This is a genomic window from Kitasatospora sp. NPDC048194, assembly GCF_043202455.1.
In the GTDB taxonomy this organism is placed as follows: Bacteria; Actinomycetota; Actinomycetes; order Streptomycetales; family Streptomycetaceae; genus Kitasatospora.
The window spans coordinates 14,033-40,141 of record NZ_JBIDAK010000021.1 but is presented as its reverse complement, the minus strand read 5'-3'; the positions used below and the strand labels follow the sequence as shown (position 1 = coordinate 40,141).

The window sequence follows — 26,109 nt, the reverse complement described above, 5'->3', positions numbered from 1 at the left end:
GGGTCAGAACGTTCGCCGGCCCAGGAGCAGCAGTGCCACAGCAGCAGACGAGCAGTCCCGGCCAGGGGCAGCGATTCGACTGGTGGGCCGCTCCGGCCGCCGCGACCGCGCCCGAGCCGGCCGCCGACCCCCGCCGAACGGCGGTACCGTCCCAGCCGAAGCAGGGCCGTCCGACCACCGTCCGGCCGGCGGCCGACGCGCCCGGGCCGGCGACCGCGCCCGTCGTACCGGTCGCCTCCGCGGCCGTCCCGCCGGCCGCCACCCCGGCCGCCGCGCCGCCTCCGTCGGACGCGCTGCGGGGCCAGGAGCCGGTCCCGGCGCCGCGGAGCACCACCGACAGCAGCGAGGTCTACCGGACCGTCCAGGCCAGCGCGGCCTTCCAGGACATCCGGCACAGCTACCGGGCGTTCGTCTTCCCGGTCAGCGGCGCCTTCCTGGGCTGGTACCTGATGTACGTCGCCGCCGAGGCCGTCGCCCCCGGGGTGATGCGCAGCCCGATCGCCGGCCCGCTCAACGTGGCCTGGCTACTGGGCTTGCTCCAGTTCGCCAGCACCTTCCTGCTCACCTGGCTCTACGCCCGCAACGCCCGCACCAAGCGCGACCGCGCCGCCCTCGGCCTGCGCTGGGACACCCAGGACCAGCTGCGATGACGACCCTGACGAACGCGGTGACCAGCACCGCCACCCCGCCGCCCGTCGCCCCCACCGGCGACCACCATGACCTGGCGATCGTGCTGTTCGCCGTCATCGTCCTGGTCACCCTCGGCATCACCCTCTGGGTCGGCCGCCAGGGCAACGCCACCGAGGACTTCTACGCCGGCGGCCGGGACTTCACCCCGCTGCAGAACGGCTTCGCGCTCTCCGGCGACTACCTCTCCGCCGCCTCCTTCCTCGGCGTCGCCGGCCTGATCGCCCTGTACGGCTACGACGGCGTGCTGTACAGCATCGGATTCCTGGTCGCCTGGCTGGTGGTGCTGATGCTGGTCGCCGAACTCGTCCGCAACGCCGGCCGCTACACCCTCGCCGACGTGCTCGCGCTGCGGCTGCGCCGCCGCAGGGTGCGCGCGGCGGCCGGCGGTGCCAGCGTCGTGGTCACCCTGCTCTACCTCGTCGCCCAGATGGTCGGCGCCGGCTCGCTGGTCGCCCTGCTGCTCGGCACCAACAGCGCCCAGGCCCGGACCTGGACCATCGTCGCCGTCGGCGCCCTGATGATCGTCTACGTCACGGTCGGCGGGATGCGGGCCACCACCTGGATCCAGATCGTCAAGGCCTTCCTGCTGATCGCCGGCTCCGTGCTGCTCACCGTGCTGCTGGTGGCCCGCTTCCACGGCGACCTGTTCGAGCTGATGCGCCAGGCCGCCCGGCACAGCGGCGCCGGGCGCCGCTACCTCGAACCGGGCCTGAAGTACGGCGCCACCTCCACCAGCCGGCTCGACTTCTTCAGCCTCGGCCTGGCCCTGGTGCTGGGCACCGCCGGCCTGCCGCACATCCTGTCCCGCTTCTACACCGTGCCCACCGCCCGGGCCGCCCGCCGCTCCACGATGTGGGCGATCGGCCTGGTCGGCGGCTTCTACCTGATGGCCATCGCGCTCGGCCTCGGTGCCACCGCGCTGGTCGGCTCGGCCGAGGTGCGGCACGCCAACGCGGCCGGGAACACCGCCGTCCCGCTGCTCGCCCTGGTGCTCGGCGGCGGCAACGGCAGCACCGGCGGGGTGGTGCTGTTCGCCCTGATCTCGGCGATCGCCTTCGCGACCATCCTCGCCGTGGTCGCCGGGCTGACCCTGGCCTCCTCGGCGGCCTTCGCCCACGACATCTGGGCCGGTGCCTGGCACTGCCGCCCCCGCCGCGGCCGCTCCGCCGAGGCGGCGGCGAAGCCCAGCGAGCAGCAGGAGGTGGTGGTCGCCCGGTTCGCCGCCGCCGGGATCGGCGCGGCGGCGATCGCGATCAGCCTGTTCGCCCAGCAGCTGAACGTCGCCTTCCTGGTCGGCCTGGCCTTCGCGGTGGCCGCCTCCGCCAACCTGCCGGTCCTGCTGTACAGCCTGTTCTGGTCGCGGTTCACGGCCCGGGGCGCGGTCTGGTCGGTCTACGGCGGGCTGGTTCCGGCGATCGCGCTGGTGGTCTTCTCGCCCGTGGTCTCCGGCTCCAAGGTGGCGCTGTTCCCCGGCGTCGACTTCCACTGGTTCCCGCTGGAGAACCCCGGCATCGTCTCCATCCCGCTCGGCTTCCTGGCCGGCTGGATCGGGACGCTCACCTCGCCCGAGCCCGCCGACGCGGACCGCTTCGCGGAGCTGGAGGTGCGCGCCCTCACCGGTGCGGGCGCAGCCTAGGCCAGTCCTGAGCGCTGCGCCCGGGAACCCCGGCGGGCCTGGGGCCGCCGGGGTTCCCCCCTGCCCGCGGCCCGTCGGCTCCGGGGCTGCCAGCTCCGGGTCCTCAGCTCCGGCGCCCGGGGCCCGCAGCTCCGGGCCGTCAGCTCCGCGGCCGTGCGCCTCTCACGTCCTGACGGCCAGTCCGTAGCGGTGCTCCGGGCGGCCGGTGTCGCCGTAGCGCAGGGTCAGCCGCAGCCGGCTGTCCCGCTCCAACTGCTTGAGGTAGCGCTGAGCCGTGGAGCGGCTGAGCCCGGTGGCGTCGGCCACCTCCTGGGCGGACAGCGGCCGGCCGGCCCGGCGCAGCACGCCGAGCACCAGGTCGGTGGTGGGCGCCGAGTGGCCCTTGGGCAGCGGACCGGAGGGGGCGGAGGCGCTGCGCAGGGTGGCGAACAGCCGGTCCACCTCGTCCTGGCCGGCCTCCCGGGCGGGGGCGGCGAGCGCGTGCCGCAGCTGCGCGTAGGAGGTCAGTTTGTCCCGCAGGCCGGCGAAGGTGAACGGCTTGACCAGGTACTGCAGTGCGCCGTGCTGCATCGCGGCGTGCACCGTGGAGACGTCCCGGGCCGCGGTCACCATCATCACGTCGCAGGCCACCTGCCGGTCGCGCAGCCGCCGGACCAGGGCCAGGCCGGTTTCGTCCGGCAGGTGGTGGTCGAGCAGCAGCAGGTCGACCGGGCGGCGTTCCAGGGCGGCCAGCGCCTCCCCGGCGGAGTGGGCGGTGCCGGTCACCCGGAAGCCCGGCACCTTGGCCACGTACGCGGCGTGCACGTCCGCGACCCGGAAGTCGTCGTCCACCACGAGTACGTCGATCATCAGGCCTCCACGAGCTGAGTGGTGAGCAGGGCCTCGGGCAGCTCGACGGTGAACCGGGCACCGCCGAGCGGGCCGGTGTCGAGCGCGACCCGTCCGCCGGTCCGTTCGACCAGCCGCCGCACCATCGCCAGGCCCAGTCCGCGCGGGCGGTGCGCGGGCGCGTCCTTGCTGGTCCACCCCTCCTCGAAGACCTGCTCGCGCAGGTCCTCCGGCACTCCCGGGCCGCTGTCCGCGACCTGCAGCAGCAGGGTGGAGCCGGCCGCGGCCAGCGTGACCTCCACCCGGCCGCCCCCGGCGGGTGCCAGGGCGTCCACCGCGTTGTCGATCAGGTTGCCGAGCACGGTCACCAGCGTCCGGGCGTCCACCACGGTGTCCGGCAGGTGGGCCGCCGGGGCCAGCGACAGCCGCACCCCGCGTTCGGCGGCCACCGCCGTCTTGCCTGCCAGCAGGGCCGCCGCGTGCGGGTCCTGGACCTGTTCGGCGATCCTGGCGGCGACCACGGCGTGCGAGCCGGACTGCTCGGAGATGAAGGCCACCGCCTGCTCGTGGCGGCCGAGCTCGAGCAGGCCGAGCAGGGTGTGCATCCGGTTGGCGTGTTCGTGGTCCTGGGCGCGCAGCGCCTCGGTGAGGCTGCGGGTGGTGTCCAGCTCGCGGACCAGCGCCTCCAGTTCGGTGCGGTCGCGCAGCGTCACCACCGCGCCCTTGTCGGCGGTGTCCATCCGGTTCACCACCAGCACCCGGTCGTCCCGGACGGCGGGCAGGTCGGCGCCGGTGATCCGGCCGGTCAGCACGTCGGTCAGCCGGCCCGGCGGCAGCACCGCGGCGATCGGGCGGCCGGTGCAGTCCTCGGGCAGGCCGAGCAGTCGCACGGCCTCGTCGTTGGCCAGCCGGATCCGGCCGCGCTCGTCCAGTGCCACCATGCCCTCGCGGATGCCGTGCAGCATCGCCTCCCGTTCGACCAGCAGCGCGGAGATGTCGGCGAGTGCGATGTTGTGGGTGCGCCGTTTGAGCCGGCGGGCCAGGGCGAGGGTGGCGACGGTGCCCGCGGCGAGCCCGGCGCCGGCGCACAGCAGGATGCCGGTGAGCATCTTCAGCAGGCGGCGGCGGATCGAGTCGTCGCTGATGCCGACGGACACCTCGCCGACGATCCGGCCGTCGGCCGTCCGCAGCGGCACCTTGCCACGGGCGGTGCGGCCCAGGGTGCCCTGCTGGATGGCGGTGACGCTGTGGCCGTTGAGGGCGGGTTCGGGGTCGGTGCTGACCCGGTGGCCGATCCGGCCGGGGTCGGTGTGCGAGAGGCGGATCCCGTCCAGGTCGGTGACCACCACGAAGCTGGCGCCGGTGGCCAGCCGGATCTGTTCGGCGTTGCGCTGGGCGGTCACCACGTCGCGGGTGGCGGCGGCCCGGGCGATGGTCTCGTCGGTGGCGGTGGCCTGGGCGATGGACAGCGCGCGCTGCATCGCGTCGTGGTCCAGCTCGCTGCTGACCGGGGCCAGGAACAGCCCGGCGGTCACCCCCGTGACACCCACGGTGACGACGGTCTGGCTCAGCAGCAGCTGGGCGAAGACCCGGCGGGGCCAGTGGGGGAGCTTCATCCGGGCCTCCTCTCGGCGGCTGGGGCGGTGCGGGCGGGGGGTTGGCACACCCTATGTTTCCGGCGTGTTTCTGTCACCGCGTCCCCGCAGTTGTAGCGGAAGCAAAACGAGCAGAACACCCCTCAACGCGGAGAACCCGCAGTACGCGGAGAAGGCTCCCGGGAGGGCCGGGCCCGCTCCTACCTTCGGGGGCAAACACCGACCCGGGAGGATCAATGACACGTACCCCGGCGATCGAGCTGACCGGCGCGACGAAACGTTTCCGCACCCCCTCCGGGGCGCTGCACACCGCCGTCCGCGATCTCGATCTGACCGTCGCCCAGGGCGAGTTCGTCGCCGTCGTCGGCCCCACCGGCTGCGGCAAGTCCACCACGCTGACCCTGGTCAGCGGTCTCGAGGAGCCCACCGAGGGCGAGGTCCGGGTGCACGGCGAGCCCGTGCGCGGGATCGACCCCCGGGTCGGGTTCGTCTTCCAGCAGGACGCCGTCTTTCCGTGGCGCACCGTGCTCTCCAACGTGATGGCCGGGCCTCGCTTCCGGGGCGTGCCCGCCGCGGAGGCCAGGGAACGCGCCCGGGAGTGGCTGGGCCGGGTCGGCCTGGCCGCCTTCGAGGACCGCTACCCGCACCAGTTGTCCGGCGGCATGCGCAAGCGGGTCGCGCTCGCCCAGACCTTCGTCAACGACCCGGCGATCCTGCTGATGGACGAGCCGTTCTCGGCGCTGGACGTCCAGACCCGCGCCCTGATGTCCGACCAACTGCTGGAGCTGTGGGCCGGGAGCGGTTCCACCGAGGACGCGGCGTCGGTCGTCTTCGTCACCCACGACCTGGACGAGGCCATCGCGCTCGCCGACCGCGTCGTGGTGATGACCGCCGGACCGGCCACCGTCAAGGAGGTCTTCACCGTCGACCTGCCGCGGCCGCGCACCGTGGAGGCCGTCCGGCTGGAGCCGAGGTTCGTCGAGCTGTACCGCGAGATCTGGGCATCGCTCGGCGAAGAGGTGCGCATCACCCGGGAGAGAGGAGCGGGTCGTGCCGCTTGAGACCGCGCCCGAGACCCCGTCCGCGCCGGCCGCCGAGGCCGCCACCACGACGAGAACCGAGGCCCGCGAACGGGCCGCCCGCAACCGGAGGTCGATGGTCCTCGGCGCCCGCGTCGGCGTACTGGTCGGCTTCCTCGGCCTGTGGGAGCTCTGCGCCCGGACGAACGTCATCGATCCGTTCAACTTCTCGCAGCCGTCGAGGATCTGGGACCAGATCTGGCAGTGGATCACCCACGGCACCGCACAGGGCTCGCTCGGCGAGCAGATCGGCTACACCCTGTACGAGGCCCTCACCGGCTGGGTGCTGGGCGTCATCGGCGGTGTGCTGCTGGGCATCGCGCTCGGCCGGATCCGGCTCCTGGCCGATGTGTTCGGGCCGTACATCAAGGTGCTCAACGCCATCCCGCGGATCGTGCTGGCCCCGATCTTCCTGATCTGGTTCGGCCTCGGCCCGGCGTCGAAGGTCGCCTCCGCGGTGGTCCTGGTGTTCTTCCCGGTGTTCTTCAACGCCTTCCAGGGCGCCCGCGAGGTGGACCGCAACCTCGTCGCCAACGCCCGCATCCTCGGCGCCGACAACCGCAGGGTCACCCTCCGGGTGGTCATCCCCGCCGCCACCACCTGGATCTTCACCAGCCTGCACGTCAGCTTCGGCTTCGCGCTGATCGGCGCGATCGTCGGCGAGTACATCGGCGCCACCAAGGGCCTCGGCCTGATGGTCGCCGCCGCTCAGGGCACCTTCAACGCGGCCGGGGTGTACGCGGCCATGAGCATCCTCGCCGTCGTCGCGCTGGTGACCGAGGGGTTGCTGACCTACGCCGAGAAGAAGCTGTTCCGCTGGAAGCCCGCGGACGCGGGCGACGGCCGCTGAACCCCCCGCCCGCAAGAGACGGCCGCTGAACACCCCCCGCCCGCCAGAAGAGAGAGGCTCCCCCACCCATGCGCCCGAACTCGACGCCCAGAGTCGCCGCCGCCGCCCTCGCCGCCGCCCTGCTCCTCCCGCTCTCCGCCTGCGCCAACGACGCGGCCACCTCCACCCACGGCGCCGCCGCCCCGGCCGGCCGACAGGTCGACGGGCCCAAGGTGAAGATCATGGTCGGCGGCCTCGACAAGGTCATCTACCTGCCCGCGATGCTCACCCAGCGGCTCGGCTACTTCGCCGACGCCGGCGTCAACGTGGAGCTGATGAGCGAGCCGGCCGGCGTCAACGCGACCACCGCGCTGCTGGCCGGCGACGTCCAGGGCGCCGTCGGCTTCTACGACCACACCATCGACCTCCAGGCCAAGGGCAAGCACGTCGAGTCCGTGGTGCAGTTCGCCCAGGCGCCCGGCGAGGTCGAACTCGTCTCCGCCAAGCAGGCCGACGCCGTCAGGTCCGGCGCCGACTTCAAGGGCAGGAAGCTCGGCGTCACCAGCATCGGCTCCTCCACCGACTTCCTCACCAAGTACCTGGCGGTCAAGAACGGCACCGCCGTGAGCGAGTTCAGCCCGATCGCCGTCGGCGCCGGACAGACCTTCGTCGCCGCGCTCCAACAGGGCAGCATCGACGCCGGGATGACCACCGACCCGACCGTCGCCAACGTCCTCGACAAGGGCCTCGGCAAGATTCTCTACGACCTGCGCACCCCCGAGGGCTCGCGCCAGGCGCTCGGCGGGCTCTACCCGTCGTCCTCGCTGTACATGAACACCGACTGGGTGGAGAAGAACAAGGACACCACCCAGAAGCTGGCCAACGCCTTCGTCAGGACCCTCAGGTGGATGTCCACCCACACCCCGGAGGAGATCGCCGCGCAGATGCCCGCCGACTACGCGCAGGGCGGCGCCGAACAGTACGCGGCGGCCATCAAGGCGACCCTGCCGATGTTCACCACCGACGGCGTGATGCCGGCCGACGGCCCCAGGACGGTGCTCGCGGTGCTCGCGGCCTTCCACCCGGACGTCCAGGGCAAGGAGGGGACGATCGACCTGTCCCGGACCTACACCACCGAGTTCGTCGGCAAGGCCACCGGCTGACCGGCCCCTCCGCCTCTCCGCCTCTCCGGCTTCCGCTCCCGGCTACCGCCTCCCCGCGGCCGCGGTCCCGCGCTCACCCCCACGGGCGCGGGGCCGCCCTGCTGCCCCGGCCGCCACGCCGTTCGGCCGCTGCACGCCCCGCACGGAAGCACGTCCCGGCCGCTACAAGCCCCGCACGGACAGCACGTCCATCCGCTCCGGCGTCCCCGCCGCCTTGCCGCAGCTCTCCGGACGCGGCGGCTCGCTCACCGTCTCGATCACGTCGACCTCCCAGGCCCGGCCGTCCCGGTGCATCACCCGCACCAGCCAGCGGCCCTCGCCGTCCGGCCGCTGGGTCAGCGTGAGCGCGTCCACCCCGGTCTCGCCGGTCGCCAGCCGCACCGCGTGCTCGGCCGCCTGGCCCGGCCGCTCCCAGCCCGAACAGCCCCTCGACCACTCCGGCACCATGCGGCCGGCCGCCGTCGCGGCCAGCACCTCCTTGGCGCTCTCCGCCGTGAGCCGCCCGTACGCGTAACCGTACGGCAGCACCAGCATCGTGGGGGAGAAGCGGTGGCCGCCCAGGTGGGTCACCTCCCAGACCTCGCTGTGCCCGGCCGCCGCGAGCTCCGCCGCGAGGGGACGCCCCAGCAGCGCGCAGCAGCGGTCCCGCCGCCCGTTGGTGCACACCATGGCCAGCGGCCCGCCGACGTGCTCCACCCCGAAACCCGTGTGGTCCCCGGCGCCCAGTGCCACGAAGTCCAGCTCCAGCAGCTCCGCCGGATCCGTCACCTCCGCCCGGCGCACCCAGCCGCGCCCCGGCACGGTGTGCGCCACCACCACCTCGTGGCGCGCCGTCGGCAGGCAGTCCGCGTGCCGCCCCGGGCGACGGATCAGCGCCACCCGCACCCCGGTGCCGGCCGCGGCCGCGTCCAGCGCCCGGCCGACGGCCGCGTCCAGGTGGCTCTCGCCCAGCGCCTTGGCGCCCCACGGGCCGTTCTGCTCCAGCAGCAGCCAGGTGGCGGCCACCGCGGCCGTGGCGGTCAGCGGCTCCGACAGTTCACGCGACACGGTCGCACAGGTGCTCACCCGGGCAAGGCTACCCTCGGCGGTTCGGCCCGGCGGGGGCCCGTACGGAGGGCGGGAGTCCGCAGGCTCCCGCCCTCCGTATCCGTCACCTCGCCACGGGCGGAGCCGTCACAAGATCACGCGGGGCCGGCGACCACGGCGATCGGAGTGGTCACCGGGGTCCCCGAGCCGTCGCGGCGCGGGTCGCGCTCCGGCAGGTCCACCGGGGCGCCCTTGGCGGTGGCGGCCCGGGCCGGGGCGGCACCCGCCCAGGCGAACGCCAGGCCGTCCTCGCCGCGCAGGAAGCGCTGGCAGCGCACGCCGCCGGTGGCGCGGCCCTTGCGCGGGTACTGCTCGAACGGGGTGACCTTCCAGCTGGTCTGCTCCACGCCGGACAGCGTCCCCGAGGCGGCCGCCACCGAGACCACCACCGCGTCCGCGGCCGGGTCGACCGCCGTGAACGACAGCACCCGGGCCCCGTCCGACAGCTTGACGCCCGCCATGCCGCCCGCCGGCCGGCCCTGCGGACGGACCTGGGCCGCCGGGTAGCGCAGCAGTTGGGCGTCCGAGGTGATGAACACCAGGTCCTCCTCGCCGGTGCGCAGTTCGACCGCGCCCACCAGCTCGTCACCCTCCTTGAGGGCGATCACCTCGAACTCGTCCTTGTTCGCCGGCCACTCCGGCACCACCCGCTTCACCACGCCCTGCACGGTGCCCAGCGCCAGACCCGGTGAGGACTCGTCCAGGGTCGTCAGCCCGAGCACCCGCTCGCCGGCCTCCAGCCGCAGGAACTCGCCGACCGGCGCACCGCCCGCGAGCGTCGGCGACGGCGTCGGCGGCAGCGCCGGCAGGTCGATCACCGGCAGTCGCAGCACCCGGCCCGCCGACGTCACCACGCCCACGTCCGCGCGCGCCGTCGCGTGCACCGCCGAGACGATCACATCGTGCTTGGAACGCTTCTCCGACACCTCGAACGGCTCGCCGTCCGCCGTCCGGGCCAGCAGCCCCGTCGAGGACAGCAGCACCCGGCACGGGTCGTCCGCCACCTCCAGCGGCACCGCCAGCGCCGCCGCCGGCACCGCGCCCGCCTCCAGCAGGACCGTGCGCCGCTCCGTCCCGAACTGCTTGGACACCGCGCCCAGTTCGGACGACACCACGCTGCGCAGCTTGGTGTCCGACTCCAGGATCTCGGTCAGCTCCGCGATCTCCGTCGTCAGCTTGTCCTTCTCCTGCTCCAGCTCCACCCGGTCGAACCGGGTCAGCCGGCGCAGCGGGGTGTCCAGGATGTAGGCGGTCTGCGTCTCCGACAGCGAGAAGCGCTCCATCAGGCGCTCCTTCGCCTGCTGGGCGTTGTCACTCGACCGGATGATCGCGATGACCTCGTCGATGTCGACGAGCGCCACCAGCAGACCCTCGACCAGGTGCAGCCGCTCCTCGCGCTTGCGCCGGCGGAAGTCGCTGCGCCGGCGCACCACGGTAAAGCGGTGGTCGACGTAGACCTCCAGCAGCTCCTTCAGCCCCAGCGTCAGCGGCTGGCCGTCCACCAGCGCCACGTTGTTGATGCCGAAGGTCTCCTCCATCGGCGTCAGCTTGTACAGCTGCTCGAGCAGCGCCTCCGGCACGAAGCCGTTCTTCACCTCGATCACCAGCCGCAGCCCGTGCTCGCGGTCGGTCAGGTCCTTGACGTCCGCGATGCCCTGCAGCTTCTTCGCGTTGACCAGGTCCTTGATCTTCGAGATGACCTTCTCGGGGCCGACGTTGTACGGCAGTTCGGTGACCACGATGCCCTTGCGGCGGGCCGTCACCGCCTCCACCGTCGCCGTCGCCCGGATCTTGAAGGTGCCGCGGCCCGACTCGTACGCGTCCCGGATCCCCGACAGGCCCACGATCCGCCCGCCGGTCGGCAGGTCGGGACCGGGCACGAACCGCATCAGCGTGTCCAGGTCCGCGTTCGGGTGCTTGATCAGGTGCCGGGCCGCCGCCACCACCTCGGACAGGTTGTGCGGCGGCATGTTCGTCGCCATGCCCACCGCGATCCCGGTCGCGCCGTTCACCAGCAGGTTCGGGAACGCGGCCGGCAGCGCCAACGGCTCCTGCTCGCTGCCGTCGTAGTTCGGGCCGAAGTCGACGGTGTCCTCGTGGATCGACTCCACCATCGCCATCGACGCCGCCGTCAGCCGCGACTCGGTGTAGCGCATCGCCGCCGGCGGGTCGTCGTTGCCCAGCGAACCGAAGTTGCCGTGCCCGTCGATCAGCGGCAGCCGCATCGAGAACGGCTGCGCCATGCGCACCACCGAGTCGTAGATCGACGCGTCGCCGTGCGGGTGCAGCCGACCCATCACCTCGCCCACCACGCGGGCGCACTTCACGTGCGCGCGGTCCGGGCGCAGGCCCATCTCGTTGGCCTGGTAGAGGATCCGGCGGTGCACCGGCTTCAGACCGTCCCGCGCGTCGGGCAGCGCACGCGAGTAGATCACCGAGTAGGCGTACTCCAGGAAGGAGCCCTGCATCTCGTCCACGACGTCGACGTCGAGGATGCGCTCCTCGAAGTCTCCGGGCGGCGGGGTCTGCGAACTGCGGCGGGCCATCGCGGCGGGGCTCCCTTACGTGTCGCTGGCTGTGTCGTCGGTCGGTCGTCGGCCGTGGGTATCCGGTCGGACGGCGGTCACCGTCCGCTCCGCCGCCCTGCCTCCGGACCCGTCAACCGGGCGCCGTCAACAGGGCACGGCGCCCCCATTGTGGACCCTCCCGCCGACACTCCCGGTCAGCGGCCCTCTTCCGCCCCTGGCGAACGCCCCGTCCGCGCGGACACGAACGCGCCCTCCGCGCGTTGCACCACAATGGGGGACGCCACACGACCCCGACATCGACGACGGGAAGGACCCGAGCGCATGGCCAACCCGGCCCCCGCCTCCAGCCGAGGCATCGCCATCACCGAGCACCGCCTGGCCAACGGCCTGCGCGTCGTCCTCTCCGAGGACCACCTCACCCCGGTCGCCGCGGTCTGCCTCTGGTACGACGTGGGCTCCCGCCACGAGGTCAAGGGCCGCACCGGCCTCGCCCACCTCTTCGAGCACCTGATGTTCCAGGGCTCCGCCAACGTCTCCAACAACGGGCACTTCGAACTCGTCCAGGGCGCCGGCGGCTCGCTCAACGGCACCACCAGCTTCGAGCGCACCAACTACTTCGAGACCATGCCCGCCCACCAGCTGGAGCTCGCCCTCTGGCTGGAGGCCGACCGCATGGGCTCGCTGCTCGCCGCCCTCGACGAGACGTCCATGGAGAACCAGCGCGACGTCGTCAAGAACGAGCGCCGCCAGCGCTACGACAACGTGCCGTACGGCACCGCCTTCGAGAAGCTCACCGCGCTCTCCTTCCCGGACGGCCACCCGTACCACCACACCCCGATCGGCTCGATGGCCGACCTGGACGCGGCCACCCTGGAGGACGCCCGCGCGTTCTTCCGCACCTACTACGCGCCCAACAACGCGGTGCTGTCCGTCGTCGGCGACATCGACCCCGAGCAGACCATCGCCTGGGTCGAGAAGTACTTCGGCTCCATCCCCGCCCACGACGGCAAGCAGCCCCCGCGCTCCGGCGAACTCCCCGACACCATCGGCCGGGAGCTGCGCGAGGAGATCCGCGAGGACGTCCCCTCCCGCGCCCTGATGGCCGCCTACCGCCTGCCGCACGACGGCACGCGGGAGGCCGACGCCGCCGACCTCGCGCTCACCATCCTCGGCAGCGGCGAGTCCAGCCGCCTCTACAACCGGCTCGTCCGCCGCGACCGCACCGCCGTCGCCGCCGGCTTCGGCCTGCTCCGCCTCGCCGGCGCCCCCAGCCTCGGCTGGCTCGACGTCAAGACCTCCGGCGACGCGACCATCGCGCAGATCGAGGCCGCCGTGGACGAGGAACTCGCCCGCTTCGCGGCCGAAGGCCCCACCCCGGAGGAACTCGAGCGCGCCCAGGCCCAGATCGAGCGCGAGTGGCTCGACCGCCTCACCACCGTCGCCGGCCGCGCCGACGAACTCTGCCGCTACGCCGTCCTGTTCGGCGACCCCAAGCTGCTGAACGACGCCCTCCCCAAGGTCCTCGACGTCACCGCCGAAGAGGTCCAGGCCGTCGCCAAGGCCCGGCTCCACCCCGACAACCGGGCCGTCCTCGTCTACGAGCCGACCGCCGCCGCTTCCGACGCCGCTTCCGAAGAGGAGGGTGCCGCCGCATGAGCACCGACTACGTCCCCGCGATGACCTTCCACCCCCAGCCCCGGCCCGGCACGCCCAGCCCGTGGGCCTTCCCCGCCCCCGAGCGCTCCTCCCTCGGCAACGGGATCACCGTGCTGCACTGCCACCGGCCCGGCCAGCAGCTGGTCGCCGTCGAGGTGCTCCTCGACGCCCCGCTCGCCGCCGAGCCCGAGGGCCTCGACGGCGTCGCCGCCATCCTCGCCCGGGCGTTCAGCGAGGGCACCGACACCCTCACCGCCGAGGAGTTCGCCGCCGAGCTGGAGCGTGCCGGTGCCACCCTCGACGCGCACGCCGACCACCCGTGCATCCGGGTCTCCCTGGAGGTCCCCGCCTCCCGGCTCCAGCGCGGCCTCACCCTGCTCGCGGACGCCCTGCGCGCCCCGGCCCTCCCCGCCGAGGAGATCGAGCGGCTCGTCGCCAACCGCCTGGACGAGATCGTCCACGAGCAGGCGAACCCGGCCCGGCGCGCCGCCAAGGCCCTCTACGCGGAGCTGTTCGACGCCGCCGACCGCCTCTCCCGGCCCCGCAGCGGCACCGCCGACACCGTCAAGTCGATCGACCGCGCCGCCGTCAAGGCCTTCTACGAGGCCCACGTGCGCCCGGCCACCAGCACCGTCGTCGTGGTCGGCGACCTCACCGGCGTCGAGCTGCCCGCCCTGCTGGAGAGCACCCTCGGCACCTGGACCGGCTCCGCCGCGGAGCCCTCCGCCCACGCCCCCGTCACCGCCGACGACCACGGCCGCGTCCTGATCGTCGACCGCCCCGGCTCGGTGCAGACCCAGCTGCTGATCGGCCGGATCGGGCCGGACCGCCACGACCCGGTCTGGGCCGCCCAGATCCTCGGCACCTACTGCCTCGGCGGCACCCTCACCTCCCGGCTCGACCGCGTCCTGCGCGAGGAGAAGGGCTACACCTACGGCGTCCGCGCGTTCGCCCAGCCGCTGCGCTCCGCCGCGGACGGCAGCGGGCGCTCGCTGCTGGCCATCAGCGGCTCGGTGGACACCGCCTCCACCGCTCCGGCGCTCGCCGACACCTGGACCATCCTGCGCACCCTCGCCGCGGAGGGCCTCACCGACGCCGAACGGGACGAGGCCGTGCAGTTCCTGGTCGGCGTCGCGCCGCTGAAGTACGAGACCGCGGGCTCGGTCGCCGGCACCCTGGCCGACCAGGTCGAGCAGCAGCTCCCCGACGACTATCAGGCCGAGGTCTACCGGCAGCTCGCCGAACTGCCCACCGCCGCGGCCACCGAGGCCGTGGTCGCGGCCTTCCCGCCGGACCGCCTGGTCACCGTCCTGGTCGGCGACGCCGCCGCGATCGAGGACGACGTGCGGGCGCTGGGGATCGGCGAGGTCACGGTCGTCAGCTGAGTTCTACCGTCCTCGCCGTCCTCGCCGTCCGGCCCGGTGGAGCTACCCGCTCCGCCGGGCCGGACGCGTCTCTAAATCCGTTGCGGGCCCCACCCGGTCCGTGGATAGATGTTCCCCGACGCACACCACGTGCGAACTGCGAGGAACGAAGGGAGGCGGTCACCATGCGGGTCGAGCGAACCATACGACGCTCCCCGAGGCCGTCCCTCCCCTGTTCCGCTCCGGCTGCCTGAGCGCACCCGCCCCGAACTTCCCCGAGCCGCGCCGGGATCTCGTGTCGCGCGGCCGTGCCCTTCCCGAACCATCCGACCGCTGGAGGTCGTTCAACCATGACGTACACCGAGGTGCCCGGAATCCGCGTGCCGATCCGGATGTGGACCGACCCCGCGACGGTCGAGGGCCAGGCGATGCAGCAGCTGCGCAACATCAGCTCCCTGCCGTGGCTGCACGGTCTCGCGGTGATGCCGGACGTCCACCTGGGCAAGGGCGCGACCGTCGGCTCCGTCATCGCCATGAAGGGTGCGGTCTGCCCGGCGGCCGTCGGCGTCGACATCGGCTGCGGGATGAGCGCGGTGAAGACCTCCCTCACCGCCGCGGACCTCCCGGACGACCTGTCCCGGCTGCGCTCCAGGATCGAGCGGGCGATCCCGGTCGGCCGGGGCCTGCACACCGACCCGGTCGACCCGGCCAAGCTGCACGGCTTCCGGACGGCGGGCTGGGACGACTTCTGGCAGCGCTTCGACGGCGTGGCGAAGGAGGTCAAGTGGCGCCGCGCCAAGGCAATGCAGCAGATGGGGACTCTCGGCGGAGGTAATCATCATATTGAACTATGTTTGGATGATGGCGGAAACGTTTGGCTAACGCTGCATTCCGGATCGCGTGGAATCGGCAAGGAGTTGGCCGAGCATCACATGGGTGTCGCGCGCTCGCTCCCGCACAACCAGGGGCTGGTCGACCGAGATCTGGCGGTCTTCGTCTCGGAGACCTCGGAGATGGCGGCCTACCGCCAGGACCTGTTCTGGGCGCAGGAGTATGCGTTCCACAACCGCTCGATCATGATGGCGCTCCTCAAGAGCGCCGTGCGCCGCGAACTCCCGAAGGCGAAGGTCACGTTCGAGGACGAGATCAGCTGCCACCACAACTACGTGGCGGAGGAGCGGTACGAAGGCCTGGACCTGCTGGTGACCCGCAAGGGCGCTATCCGGGCTCGGGTCGGCGACTACGGAATCATCCCCGGCTCTATGGCCACCGGTTCCTACATCGTCCGCGGCCTCGGCAACGAGGCGGCGTTCAACTCCGCCTCGCACGGCGCCGGCCGCAAGATGAGCCGCAACGCCGCGAAGAAGCGCTTCACCACCCGGGATCTGATCGAGCAGACCATGGGCGTGGAGTGCCGCAAGGACAGCGGCGTGGTGGACGAGATTCCGGGCGCCTACAAGTCCATCGAGAAGGTCATGGCCCAGCAGACCGACCTGGTCGAGCCGGTCGCCCACCTGATGCAGGTCGTCTGCGTGAAGGGCTGAGCATCGACACGCGATGGCCCCCGATCCGTCGGGGGCCATCCTCAGGGCTGCCGCGGAAGGACTCGTGGGCGTTCGGGGCCGACGAGCCGCCAGCGGCGGATCTTGCAGCTCTTGAGCGTTCGGCTCAGCTGCTCGGACGCTCGCTCCATGCTTGCTGCCGTGCGAAGCACCTCGTCCTCCTCCGGGGTCCAGCTGCGTCGTGGCGGGGCGAACCTCATGGTCGGCGGGCGGACCCAGATACGGGCCCGACCGGCTCCCAGCAGCTTCCGGGGCAGTGCCAGGCAGCCCGGGTAGTAGAGGCCGCCGGCCAGTGCCACACCGGCCTCGTTCAGGAAGAGGATGTTGTAGATGTCGTCGCGCTTGTTGCGGGTGAGCTTGCGGCGGGCGCCGCACAGCCGTTCCGCGTAGTCGACAGCGAAGGCCGCCAGGGCATCGCTCTTGGTGGTCAGGCTCACGAACGGCAGGTCCTGGGAGGTGCGTCCCACCGACCCGTCTGCGTCGATCAGCCCCCGCAGGTAGTCGCGCTGGGAGAACGGCCCGGTCGGCGGAGCGACGACCTCGGACTTCCGCCCCACCGGTAGGCCGAGTTCCCGCAGTTCCTCGCGCAACTCGCGGGCGCTCACGGTCCAGGTCGCCGAGGTGTGCTCTGCCCCGAAGTTGGTGCTTCGCGTCCGGTACCGGATGCTGCTGTAGAACGGGCAGAGCCGCTGGAACTCCTCCAGGATCGGGGCGTCCCGGGCCGAGAGTTCCACCGTGAGACGGCCCTTGTTGCCGACTCCCTGCGCGAGGTGTCCGTCCGCCTGGAGAAAGGCGAACATGTAGGCGTGCTCGGGCCGTTCGAGGTCGAAGAACGTCATGCCTCGAGCATCAGTGCGACCCGCCGTTCGGGAGGGGCGAACGATCGCCGGTTCACCCAATGGTGTCGATGTGGCCGGTTCCGCGAACGGAAGCGCCCGGCAGTGCTACCACTGCCGGGCGCTTCGTGGCGCGTTGCGAGGGCTCAGGCGGCGGCCGGGAGCTCGTCGAGGCCCTCGGCGACGAGCTTGGCGAGGCGGTCGAGGGCCTCGTCGGCGCCGGGGGCGTCGGAGGCGAGGACGACCTCGTCGCCGCCCTGGGCGCCCAGCGCGAGCAGGCCGAGCATGGAGGCGGCGTTGACGGGGTTGCCGCCCGGCTTGGCGATGGTGATCGGCACGCCGGTGGCCGTGACGGCCCGGACGAAGATGGAGGCGGGACGGGCGTGCAGGCCCTCGGCCCAACCGATGGTGACGCGGCGCTCGGCCATGAGACGTGCCTTTCCGGTGAAGCTGGTCACGGCCGTGCTCGGGGAGCGGGGGAAACGACCGTGTTGTCTAGACCAGTGTCGCACGCAGGCGACCCCTCGGAGCCGTCGCGTTCGGGAGTTGTGATTGTTTCTTTTCGGGGCATAAGACCCGGCCAGTGGCCCTGTCCACCCTGCCGCGAGCGCGCGACCGGCGCCATTCGGCCCGCCGCCGGATAACCTGACGAATGTGGAAGACCCCGCGGTGGCGAACCCCGAGCAGACCGGCTATCCGCAGCACTGGGAAGCCGACGTCCTCCTGCGCGACGGCGGCACGGCCCGGATCCGGCCGATCACCCCGGGCGACGCGGGGCGGCTGGTGGAGTTCTACGAGCAGGTCTCGGACCAGTCCAAGTACTTCCGCTTCTTCGCCCCGTACCCGCGGCTGTCCGACAAGGACGTCCGCCGCTTCACCCACCACGACTTCGTGAACCGGGTCGGCCTCGCGGTGGTGGTCCGCGACCGCTTCATCGCCACCGTCCGCTACGACCGGATCGACGCCGAGGGCCGCCCCTCCGACTCGGGAACCGACGCCGAGGTCGCCTTCCTCGTCCAGGACGCCCACCAGGGCCGCGGCGTCGCCTCCGCCCTGCTGGAGCACATCGCGGCCGTCGCCCAGGAGCGCGGCATCCGCCGCTTCCAGGCCGAGGTGCTGCCGGAGAACCGCAAGATGGTGAAGGTCTTCACCGACGCCGGCTACACCCAGCGCCGCAGCTTCGCCGACGGCGTGGTGCACCTGGAGTTCGACCTCGAGCAGACCGACCGCTCGCTCGCGGTGATGCGCGCCCGCGAGCACCGCGCCGAGGCCCGCTCCGTCCAGCGCCTGCTCACCCCGCGCTCGGTGGCCGTGGTCGGGGTGTCCCGCAACCCGCAGAGCGTCGGCCGGGCCATCCTGCGCGACCTGCTGGGCGGCTTCGACACCTCCTTCCGCAGCCGGTACGAGCCCGGCGCCGAGCCGCGCGCCGTGTACGCGGTGAACCGCAACGCCCCGCCCGGCACCGAACTGGACGGCGTGCCGGTGCACCGTTCGGTCCTGGACGTCCCCGGGCCGGTCGACCTCGCCGTGATCGCCGTCCCGGAGAGCGCCGTCCCGGCGGCCGTGGCCGAGTGCGGCGCGCACGGGGTGCAGGGCCTGGTGGTGGTCACCGCCGGCTACGCCGAGACCGGCCCGGAGGGGCGGGACCGGCAGCGCGCCCTGGTCCGCCAGGCCCGGGCGGCGGGCATGCGGGTGATCGGCCCGAACGCCTTCGGCCTGATCAACACGGACCCCGAGCGCCCGCTGAACGCCTCGCTCGCCCCGCACCTGCCCGAGCGCGGCGGCTTCGGGATCTTCTGCCAGTCCGGGGCGATCGGCGTCGCCCTGCTGGAGGCCGCCCACAAGCGCGGGCTCGGCGTCTCCTCCTTCGCCTCGGTCGGCAACCGCGCCGACGTCTCCGGCAACGACTTCCTCCAGTACTGGGCCGAGGACGAGGCCACCGAGGTGGTGCTGCTCTACCTGGAGTCCTTCGGCAACCCCCGCAAGTTCACCCGGATCGCCCGCCGGCTGGCCGCCGCCAAGCCGGTCGTCGTGGTCAAGGGCGCCCGGCACACCGGCAGCCTGCCGCCCGGCCACGCCGTCCCCGCCACCGCCACCGGCCTGCGCGACGCCACCGTGGACGCGCTGTTCGAACAGGCCGGCGTGACCAGGGTGGCGACCATCACCGAGCTCTTCGACACCGGGGAACTGCTCGCCCAGCAACCGCTGCCACCGGGCGACCGGATCGCCGTGGTCGGCAACTCCGACTCGCTCGGCCTGCTCACCTACGACGCCTGCCTGAGCGCCGGCCTGCGCCCGCGCACGCCCGTGGACCTCACCACGGCCGCGACCGGCGAGAACTTCCGGATCGCCCTGGACGTCGCGCTCAGCGACCCGGCCGTGGACGCCGTGATCGCCGTCGCCATCCCGCCGATCGGCACCGCCGCGCACGCCTTCACGGGCGGCCGGCTGACCGGCCCGGACGACCCCGAGACGGGCTCCGACGACCTGGAGATCGCCACCGGCCTGCTCGAAGCGGGCGCACGCGCACGTGAGTTGGGCAAGCCCCTGGTGCTGGCCCACCTCGCCCTGACCGACCTGCCGGCCCGGCTGCGCCCCGGCGGCATCCCGGCCTACGCGGCCCCCGAGCGTGCCGTGGGCGCCCTCGCCCACGCCGTGCACTACGCCCAGTGGCGCAGCCGCACCGCCGAGGCGGAGGAGACGGCACGCGTTCCCGAACTGGACCGGATCGACGAGCCCGGCGCCCGCGCCCTGGTGGAGGCGGCACTGAGCACCCGCGCCGCGACGGCCGCGCGCACCCAGCCCGGCGGCGCCCGGATCACCCTGTCCGAGACCGACGCCCAGGAGCTGCTGGCCCGCTACGGCATCGACGTCTCCCCGGCGCTGCCCGCCCCGGACGAGGAGAGCGCCGTCCGGGCCGCCGAGCGGCTCGGCTACCCGGTGGCCCTGAAGGCGACCGCCCCGCACCTGCGCCACCGCCCCGACCTGGGCAGCGTCCGCCTCGACCTGACCGGCGAGCCGGGCCTGCGCCGCGCCCACCGCGAGCTGGACGCCCTGCTCGGCGGCGCGGCCGGGGCCCAGCTGGTGGTGCAGCGGATGGCCGCGCGCGGCGTGGACACCGTGATCGGCGCCACGGTCGACCCGGCGGTGGGGGCGATCCTCTCCTTCGGGCTGGCCGGCGCCCCGGCCGAACTGCTGGGCGACGTGGCCCACCGGCTGGTGCCGGCCACCGACCAGGACGTCGCGAGCCTGATCCGGGAGGTCCGGGCGGCGCCGCTGCTGTTCGGCTGGCGGGGGGCCGAGGCGGTGGACACCGCCGCCCTGGAGGAACTGCTGCTCCGGGTGTCGCAGCTCGTCGACGACGTGCCGGAGATCGCCTCGGTGGACCTCGAACCGGTGGTCGTCGCCCCGCACGGACTGGCGATCCTGGGGGCGCGGGTGAGGGTCGCGCCCCTGCCCGTCCGCAGCGATCTGGGCCCGCGCGCGATGAGCACGCTGTAGCCTTCCTTGGTTGCGCCTGCCCGTGGGCGCTGAAGTCCGAAGCTCGGCGCCGCGCCGCCCGCTTCGTCGGCGGACCATGCCAGGATGGAGTTATGGCGAAGACCGGTACCACCACTCAGGACCTGCGCTCGGCGATCGAGCGCAGCGGCTACTACCCGGCCCTGGTGTCCGAGGCGGTGGAGGCCGCGGTGGGCCCGGAGCCGATCAGCTCGTACCTGGTGCACCAGGAGACGACCTTCGACTCCAACGAGGTGCGCCGTCACGTGACGGTGCTGGTGCTGACCCCGACCCGGTTCGTGGTGAGCCACACCGACGAGCAGTCGGGCGACGCCGGCAGCCCCGCGGTGCCGTTCGCGACGACCTCGACGGAGAGTGTCCGGCTGGACCGGATCGGCTCGGTCGTGCTGAGCCGGATGGTCGCCAACCCGGAGACGTACACCCCGGGCACGCTGCCCCGCGAGGTGGTGCTGACGATCGGGTGGGGCGCGGTGCAGCGCCTGGACCTGGAACCGGCCGGCTGTTCGGACCCGAACTGCGAGGCCGACCACGGCTACACCGGCTCGGCGACGGCCGACGACCTCTCGCTGCGGGTGAGCGAGGCCGGTGACGGCCCGGAGACGGTGGCCCAGGCGCTGGAGTTCGCCCGGGCGCTGTCCGACGCGACGATCGTCAACGGCCCGCGGGGTTGACCCCGGCCGAGTCCGCCGCTTCCGACCGCTACGAATCCGGTTCCATGTCCTTCGCACCCTCCGACGGCTACGACGCCTTCGAGATCCTCGACCCGGCCGCGGCCCCCGCGCCCCCCTACGGCAGCGGCTCGCTCAGCGACCTGCTGCCCTCGGTGGCGGCGGGGCTGGGCGTCCCGGGGTTCACCGCGACGCTGCCGATCGCCCCGGCCGACCGGGCGGTGGTGTTCCTGGTGGACGGCCTCGGCTGGGAGCTGCTGCTGCGCCACCCCGAGTACGCGCCCTTCCTGTCCTCGCTGGCCGGCAGCTCGCTGGGCGGCTCCGGCCGTCCGCTGACCGCGGGCTTCCCGTCCACCACCGCGACCTCGCTGGCCTCGGTCGGTACCGGCACCCCGCCGGGACTGCACGGACTGGTCGGGTACACGGTGGCGGTGCCGGGCACCGACTACCTGATGAACCAGCTGCGCTGGCAGCCGCACACCGACCCGCAGGTCTGGCAGCCCTACCCGACGGTCTTCGAACTCACCGAGCGGGCCGGGGTGGCGACCGCCCAGGTGTCCTCCCCGCTGTTCGCCCAGACCCCGCTGACCAGGGTGGCCCTCTCCGGCGGTACCTTCCTCGGCCGCACCACGGGCGAGGAGCGGATGGACCAGGCCGCCGCCTGGCTGGCCGAGCACGACCGGGCGCTGGTGTACACCTACGTCAGCGAGCTGGACGGCGCCGGCCACCGCTTCGGCGTGGACTCCGACGAGTGGCGGATGACGCTGGACGCGGTGGACCGGCTGGCCCGCCGCCTGGCCGAGCGGCTGCCGCCGCGCTCGGTGATGTACGTGACCGCGGACCACGGCATGATCGACATCGCGCCGGAGGACCGGATCGACTTCGACGAGGACTGGGAGCTCGGCGCCGGTGTCGCCCTGCTCGGCGGCGAGGGGCGGGCCCGGCACGTGTACGCCGTCCCGGGCGCCGCGGCCGACGTGCACGCGGTCTGGAGCGAGGTGCTGGGGGACCGGATGTGGGTGGCCACCCGGGACCAGGCGATCGCGGCGGGCTGGTTCGGCCCCGCCGTGGACGAGCGGGTGTACCGGCGGATCGGCGACGTGGTCGCGGCGGCCCGCGACGACATCGCCGTCACCGCCTCCCGCAACGAGCCCGGGGAGTCCGCGATGATCGGCCTGCACGGCTCGATGACCCCGGTCGAGCAGTTCGTGCCGCTGCTCGAAGTCCGCGGCTGAGCGGGCCCGTTGACCTTCCTGTGCCCGAACCCTCCCGATCTGAAAGGCCCTTGCTCCACCCATGGCTGAACTGGTGTTCTTCTCGGGCACGATGGACTGCGGCAAGTCGACGCTGGCCTTGCAGATGGACCACAACCACACCGCGCGCGGCCGTCAGGGCGTGATCCTGACCCGCAACGACCGTGCGGGCGCGGCGACCATCTCCAGCCGTCTGGGCCTGCGCGCCGACGCGGTCGAGGTGACGGACGATTTCGACTTCCACGCGCACGTGGTGCAGCGGCTCTCGGCCGGCGGCCGGGTGGACTACCTGATCTGCGACGAGGCGCAGTTCTTCGCCGCCGAGCAGGTCGACCAACTGGCCCGGGTGGTGGACGAGCTGGGCATCGACGTCTACACCTTCGGCATCACCACCGACTTCCGCACCCGGCTGTTCCCGGGGTCGCAGCGGCTGATCGAGCTGGCCGATCGGGTGGAGGTGCTCCAGGTCGAAGCCCTGTGCTGGTGCGGCGCGCGGGCGACCCACAACGCCCGGACGGTCGGCGGGGTGATGGTGGTCGAGGGCGCCCAGGTGGTGATCGGCGACATCTCGGTGAAGGAGGACGAGGTCGGCTACGAGGTGCTGTGCCGACGGCACCACCGCCGCCGGCTGACCGCCGCGACCGCCCGGGCGTCGGTGCTCTCCCCGGACGTGCTGCCCTTCGAGGAGCAGTCGCACCTCTGAGACCGTACCGGCGGGGCGGCGCTCTCTAGGCCGATCATCCGCGAGGCCGCACTCCGCTAGGGGCCGACCTCCAGGACGGAGAAGTGCCCGCCCTGCGGGTCGGCCAGCCGGGCGGCCCGGCCGCGGGCGGTCTCGTGCGGCTCGACCAGCACGCGGCCACCGAGCTCGACGGCGTGACGGGTGGTCAGGGCGGCGTCGCGCACGGCGAAGTGGGTGCGCCAGCGCGGTGGCAGGCCGCGCAGGTCGGCCCGGTGCCGGATCCCCGCGACCGGGCGCCCGTGCACCAGCAGCGCGGACTCGCCCTCGGCGGCCCGGACCGGGCGGTCGAGCACGGCGGAGTAGAAGACCGCGGCGCCGTCCGCGTCCGGGGTGAGCAGTTCGGCCCAGGCGGGGCCGCCGGGTTCCGCCCCGGCCTCCCGGCCGAGGTGTTCCTCGCCCTGCCAGAGGCCGAAGACGGCGCCGGAGACGTCGGAGGCGATCGCCATCCGCCCGGCGCGTTCGGCCTGGAGCGGCCCGACGGCGACGGTGCCGCCGCACTCGCGCACCAACTGGGTGGTGCGGTCGGCGTCGTCCACGGCGAAGTAGGTCGTCCACTGCACCGGGAAGCCGGTGGCGGTGGCGACGCCGAGGCCGGCGACGGGCTCGCCGTCGAGCTCGGCCCGGACGTAGGCGCCGAGTTGGCCCGGCCCGGGGGAGTACGTCCAGCCGAGCAGTTCGCCGTAGAAGGCGCGGGCGCCGGGCAGGTCGTCGGTCAGCAGGCTGACCCAGCAGGGCGTGCCCTGGGCCAGTCGGAGTTCCACCGCGGGCAATGCGGGCCTCCTCGTGGATGCTTGACGCACGGAGATCCTCGCGTGCGAGGGTGATGCTTCCACCCTGGCGCGCGCCCAACCCTCGGGCCGCGCGGAAAATCCGGCAAAGAGCGCACAAAGAGCCGTGGTTCGGGCGTGTTGCGCGACAATGACCGGCATGACCACCTACAACGAGGGTTCCCCGCTGATCTCCGCGGCCGAGCTGCGGGAGGCGCTCGCCTCCGCGCGGCCGCCGGTGCTGCTGGACGTGCGCTACCAGCTGGTCGGTGCCGCCCCGGGCGGCCCGACCGCGGCCGAGGAGTACCGGGCGGGGCACCTCCCCGGTGCCCACTTCGTCGAGCTGGACCGCGACCTCGCGGCCCCGCCCGGCGCCCCCGGCCGGGGCGGGCGCCACCCGCTGCCGGATCCGGAGGACTTCGGCGCGGCGATGCGCGGCTTCGGGGTGAGCGCCGGGCGCCCGGTCGTGGTGTACGACGGTGCGGCGTCGATGGCCGCGGCGCGGGCCTGGTGGCTGCTGCGCTGGGCCGGGCACCGGGACGTCCGGGTGCTGGACGGCGGCTTCGCGGCCTGGCGGGCGGCCGGGCTGCCGGTGACGACGGAGCTTCCGGAGCGGGTGGAGGGCGACTTCAAGCCCGTGCCGGGGCAGTTGCCGACGGTGGACGCGGACGGTGCCGCGGTCTGGGCGCGCGACGGTCTGCTGCTGGACGCCCGGTCGGGCGAGCGCTACCGGGGCGAGACCGAGCCGGTGGATCCGCGGGCCGGGCACATCCCGGGCGCGGTGTCGGCGCCGACCACCGAGAACGTGGGCCCGGACGGCCGGTTCCGGCCGGCGGCCGAACTGGCGGCCCGGTTCCGGGCGCTGGGCGCGGGCGAGCGGAGGACCGCGGTGTACTGCGGCTCCGGCGTGACGGCGGCCCACCAGATCCTGGCGCTGGAGGTGGCGGGCGTGGACGCCACGCTGTACCCGGGGTCGTGGAGCGAGTGGTCGAGCGACGAGCGCCGCCCGGTGGCGGTGACCGACCAGCCCGGCTGATCCCGGACGGGCAGGTGGAAGGGGCGGGAGGCCCGAGCCTCCCGCCCCTTCCACCTGCGACGCCGTGCGGCGTCGGCGCTACTCCTGCTTCTTGCGCCGGCTGCCGAAGACGATCTCGTCCCAACTGGGCACGGTGGCCCGGCGGCCGGGCCGGACGCCGTCCGCCTCGGCCTGCCGGTCGGTGGTGCCCACCAGGCGCTCGCGGTGCGGGGCGACGGCGCGCGGCATCAGGATGTCGGCGTACGCCGAGCCCGCGCCGACCGCCGGGGCGGCGGCCGCGGCCGGCTCCTCGCTCTCCTCGGCGACCTCGGCGGGCACCGGTTCGATCGGGGCGGGCCCTCCGACGGCGAGGTCACCGCGGAAGGCGGGGACCACGTCGAGCAGGCTGGTCAGCGAGTCCCTGGTCTCGGCGGTGGCCTCGCGCGACTCCCGGACCTCCCGGGCCGACATGATGCGGTCGGCGGCGGGCCGGTCGATCATCGGGCGGGGCGGCCGGTCCTGGGGGAGCCGGGCGATCCGCGGGATGAACGGGAAGACCGAGTCCTCCTCGCGCTCGACGGCCTCGCCGATCAGCGCGCGGGCCTCGTCGTCGTTGGGCTGGACCAGGCGCCGGGGCGGGTCGTACGTCCAGGAGGCGCTGCGGCCCTCGCCGTCGGCCCGGTAGGCGAGGATGACCTCCCAGGTGCCGTCGTCGCGCCGCCAGGAGTCCCAGCGCTCGGTGTCCTTCTCGGCGCCGCGCAGCGCGAGCCGCTCGGCCACGGCCTCGCCGAGCTGGGGCCCGGGGGACTCGCCGTTGCGGCGGATCGCGGTCTTGCGGGCGCGCTCGGCCATGAACGCGCGCTCGGCGAGGACCGGCCCCTCGAAGCGGCGGACGCGGTCGACGGAGATCCCGGCGGCCTGGGCGACCTCCTCGGCGGAGGCACCGGCTCGTATCCGCGCCTGGATGTCCCGGGGGCGGAGATGGCTCTCGACCTCGATCTCGATCTGGCCGAGGCGCGGCCGGTCGCCGCGGATGGCGGCGCGCAGCCGCTCGTCGATGGGGAGGGTGTACTCCGTGCTGTCGGCAGCCTTGAGCACCAGCCGTGTGCCGTCGTTGCTGACGGCCACAACCCGCAGTTCGGGCACGGTTACCTCCCGGGTGGTGCCTGCCGACGTCACCTGCGTCGCTGCTCCCGTACTGAGTGTGGCCTGCCCGCTCGCGACTGGCCACAACCTTGCTGAGTTCCCCGGCGTGTCGGGCTTACGCCCGGGCACGCCGCTGTGGCACGGTTG

At 73.4% G+C, this 26,109-nt stretch carries 21 protein-coding genes; 13 read left to right on the top strand and 8 right to left on the bottom strand.

Annotated elements, in window-relative coordinates; all coding sequences use genetic code 11:
* Nucleotides 1-32: 32 nt before the first annotated feature.
* The gene (locus tag ACGF07_RS23865; RefSeq protein ID WP_392901844.1) at nucleotides 33-650 is read left to right on the top strand and encodes a DUF485 domain-containing protein; all 618 of its coding nucleotides are present in this window, start codon (nucleotides 33-35) and stop codon (nucleotides 648-650) included.
* Nucleotides 647-2,326, top strand: coding sequence for a cation acetate symporter (locus ACGF07_RS23860; protein ID WP_350743304.1), 1,680 nt, complete (start codon nucleotides 647-649; stop codon nucleotides 2,324-2,326). The genes ACGF07_RS23865 and ACGF07_RS23860 overlap by 4 nt, the downstream gene beginning before the upstream one ends.
* A 162-nt stretch (nucleotides 2,327-2,488) precedes the next feature.
* Here the strand turns inward: ACGF07_RS23860 and ACGF07_RS23855 are convergent, their stop codons facing one another.
* Nucleotides 2,489-3,175 (bottom strand): response regulator, encoded by a 687-nt coding sequence (locus ACGF07_RS23855; protein WP_350743306.1) that lies wholly within the window; start codon nucleotides 3,173-3,175, stop codon nucleotides 2,489-2,491.
* A complete protein-coding gene (locus ACGF07_RS23850) occupies nucleotides 3,175-4,770 on the bottom strand; it encodes an ATP-binding protein (protein ID WP_392901841.1) in 1,596 nt (531 codons plus the stop codon). The genes ACGF07_RS23855 and ACGF07_RS23850 overlap by 1 nt, the downstream gene beginning before the upstream one ends.
* Nucleotides 4,771-4,985: 215 nt before the next feature.
* Here ACGF07_RS23850 and ACGF07_RS23845 point away from each other — a divergent pair, with 215 nt between their 5' ends.
* The 3 genes from ACGF07_RS23845 to ACGF07_RS23835 all read left to right on the top strand — a co-directional run bounded on the left by ACGF07_RS23845 (nucleotide 4,986) and on the right by ACGF07_RS23835 (nucleotide 7,820).
* The gene (locus tag ACGF07_RS23845; protein ID WP_350743310.1) at nucleotides 4,986-5,810 is read left to right on the top strand and encodes an ABC transporter ATP-binding protein; all 825 of its coding nucleotides are present in this window, start codon (nucleotides 4,986-4,988) and stop codon (nucleotides 5,808-5,810) included.
* Nucleotides 5,800-6,678 carry an ABC transporter permease gene (locus ACGF07_RS23840; RefSeq protein WP_392901839.1) on the top strand — a complete coding sequence of 293 codons (879 nt, stop codon included), beginning with the start codon at nucleotides 5,800-5,802 and terminating at the stop codon, nucleotides 6,676-6,678. Before ACGF07_RS23845 ends, ACGF07_RS23840 begins: the two co-directional genes overlap by 11 nt.
* A 68-nt stretch (nucleotides 6,679-6,746) precedes the next feature.
* Nucleotides 6,747-7,820: an ABC transporter substrate-binding protein gene (locus ACGF07_RS23835; protein ID WP_392901837.1), complete on the top strand. Its 1,074-nt coding sequence runs from the start codon at nucleotides 6,747-6,749 to the stop codon at nucleotides 7,818-7,820.
* A 162-nt stretch (nucleotides 7,821-7,982) separates the two neighbouring features.
* Here ACGF07_RS23835 and ACGF07_RS23830 read toward each other — a convergent pair whose 3' ends face one another.
* Together ACGF07_RS23830 and ACGF07_RS23825 are read right to left on the bottom strand one after the other, a co-directional pair.
* Nucleotides 7,983-8,885, bottom strand: coding sequence for a sucrase ferredoxin (locus tag ACGF07_RS23830; RefSeq protein WP_392901835.1), 903 nt, complete (start codon nucleotides 8,883-8,885; stop codon nucleotides 7,983-7,985).
* A 116-nt stretch (nucleotides 8,886-9,001) separates the two neighbouring features.
* Complete coding sequence (locus tag ACGF07_RS23825; RefSeq protein ID WP_392901833.1) at nucleotides 9,002-11,452, bottom strand: DNA topoisomerase (ATP-hydrolyzing) subunit A; 2,451 nt, start codon at nucleotides 11,450-11,452, stop codon at nucleotides 9,002-9,004.
* Nucleotides 11,453-11,755: 303 nt separating this feature from the next.
* On the opposite strand from ACGF07_RS23825, the gene ACGF07_RS23820 reads away from it, so the two are divergent.
* From ACGF07_RS23820 to ACGF07_RS23810, 3 genes are all read left to right on the top strand, one after another.
* Entirely contained in the window at nucleotides 11,756-13,090 is a 1,335-nt protein-coding gene (locus ACGF07_RS23820; RefSeq protein WP_350743320.1) for a pitrilysin family protein, read from the top strand.
* Nucleotides 13,087-14,475 carry a M16 family metallopeptidase gene (locus ACGF07_RS23815; protein WP_392901831.1) on the top strand — a complete coding sequence of 463 codons (1,389 nt, stop codon included), beginning with the start codon at nucleotides 13,087-13,089 and terminating at the stop codon, nucleotides 14,473-14,475. The genes ACGF07_RS23820 and ACGF07_RS23815 overlap by 4 nt, the downstream gene beginning before the upstream one ends.
* A gap of 329 nt (nucleotides 14,476-14,804) precedes the next feature.
* Nucleotides 14,805-15,998, top strand: coding sequence for an RtcB family protein (locus tag ACGF07_RS23810; RefSeq protein ID WP_392901829.1), 1,194 nt, complete (start codon nucleotides 14,805-14,807; stop codon nucleotides 15,996-15,998).
* A gap of 41 nt (nucleotides 15,999-16,039) precedes the next feature.
* Here ACGF07_RS23810 and ACGF07_RS23805 read toward each other — a convergent pair whose 3' ends face one another.
* The gene (locus ACGF07_RS23805) at nucleotides 16,040-16,855 is read right to left on the bottom strand and encodes an LAGLIDADG family homing endonuclease (RefSeq protein ID WP_392901827.1); all 816 of its coding nucleotides are present in this window, start codon (nucleotides 16,853-16,855) and stop codon (nucleotides 16,040-16,042) included.
* A 143-nt stretch (nucleotides 16,856-16,998) separates the two neighbouring features.
* Nucleotides 16,999-17,280 carry an HPr family phosphocarrier protein gene (locus ACGF07_RS23800; protein ID WP_350743328.1) on the bottom strand — a complete coding sequence of 94 codons (282 nt, stop codon included), beginning with the start codon at nucleotides 17,278-17,280 and terminating at the stop codon, nucleotides 16,999-17,001.
* 226 nt (nucleotides 17,281-17,506) lie between these two features.
* Between ACGF07_RS23800 and ACGF07_RS23795 the strand changes: the two genes are divergently transcribed.
* The 4 genes from ACGF07_RS23795 to ACGF07_RS23780 all read left to right on the top strand — a co-directional run bounded on the left by ACGF07_RS23795 (nucleotide 17,507) and on the right by ACGF07_RS23780 (nucleotide 22,995).
* Nucleotides 17,507-20,353: a GNAT family N-acetyltransferase gene (locus ACGF07_RS23795; protein ID WP_392901825.1), complete on the top strand. Its 2,847-nt coding sequence runs from the start codon at nucleotides 17,507-17,509 to the stop codon at nucleotides 20,351-20,353.
* A 92-nt stretch (nucleotides 20,354-20,445) separates the two neighbouring features.
* Nucleotides 20,446-21,042: a DUF5998 family protein gene (locus tag ACGF07_RS23790; protein ID WP_350743332.1), complete on the top strand. Its 597-nt coding sequence runs from the start codon at nucleotides 20,446-20,448 to the stop codon at nucleotides 21,040-21,042.
* A gap of 44 nt (nucleotides 21,043-21,086) precedes the next feature.
* On the top strand, nucleotides 21,087-22,274 hold the full coding sequence (locus ACGF07_RS23785) for a nucleotide pyrophosphatase/phosphodiesterase family protein (RefSeq protein WP_350743334.1): 1,188 nt from the start codon (nucleotides 21,087-21,089) through the stop codon (nucleotides 22,272-22,274).
* 61 nt (nucleotides 22,275-22,335) lie between these two features.
* Nucleotides 22,336-22,995 (top strand): thymidine kinase, encoded by a 660-nt coding sequence (locus tag ACGF07_RS23780; RefSeq protein WP_350743336.1) that lies wholly within the window; start codon nucleotides 22,336-22,338, stop codon nucleotides 22,993-22,995.
* A gap of 56 nt (nucleotides 22,996-23,051) precedes the next feature.
* Here the strand turns inward: ACGF07_RS23780 and ACGF07_RS23775 are convergent, their stop codons facing one another.
* Nucleotides 23,052-23,795, bottom strand: a complete 744-nt coding sequence (locus ACGF07_RS23775; RefSeq protein ID WP_392901930.1) for a VOC family protein — start codon at nucleotides 23,793-23,795, stop codon at nucleotides 23,052-23,054.
* 166 nt (nucleotides 23,796-23,961) lie between these two features.
* Here ACGF07_RS23775 and ACGF07_RS23770 point away from each other — a divergent pair, with 166 nt between their 5' ends.
* Complete coding sequence (locus tag ACGF07_RS23770; RefSeq protein WP_392901823.1) at nucleotides 23,962-24,837, top strand: sulfurtransferase; 876 nt, start codon at nucleotides 23,962-23,964, stop codon at nucleotides 24,835-24,837.
* 78 nt (nucleotides 24,838-24,915) lie between these two features.
* Here ACGF07_RS23770 and sepH read toward each other — a convergent pair whose 3' ends face one another.
* Nucleotides 24,916-25,995 carry a septation protein SepH gene (gene sepH, locus ACGF07_RS23765; RefSeq protein ID WP_392901821.1) on the bottom strand — a complete coding sequence of 360 codons (1,080 nt, stop codon included), beginning with the start codon at nucleotides 25,993-25,995 and terminating at the stop codon, nucleotides 24,916-24,918.
* Between the last annotated feature and the right edge of the window lie 114 nt (nucleotides 25,996-26,109).